The sequence below is a fragment of the Agrobacterium sp. K11 genome, from assembly GCF_059429395.1.
This window is the reverse complement of record NZ_JCAHRB010000057.1, coordinates 1-240: the sequence shown is the minus strand read 5'-3', so window position 1 is coordinate 240 and position 240 is coordinate 1. Positions and strand designations below refer to the sequence as shown.

The following is a 240-nucleotide window of genomic DNA, read 5'->3' as shown; positions in this document are numbered from 1 at the left end:
TTGCCATGGCGCATCGCCGCGCCGATGTGCGCGCCCTCAATGCCGCCATCCGCTCTGAACTTCAAAACAGACAAAGACTGGTGCGCAGCCCCGGGCTGGACGCCAGTGCGGGGCGTGGGAATGGTGCGGACCGTGTGGGTGATGAGGATGTTGGAGAACGCGTGTTCCAGACCAATAACGGCAAGCGCGCCTTCGGCCCCGGTGACCGGATCATCTTCCTCGAAAACAACCGCGACCTCC

At 63.3% G+C, this 240-nt stretch carries 1 protein-coding gene; it reads left to right on the top strand.

Translation table 11 applies throughout. From position 1 onward, the window contains the following. The coding region (locus tag AC5SEO_RS26925; protein ID WP_495364210.1) for a hypothetical protein at nt 1-240 on the top strand (240 nt) is incomplete at both ends.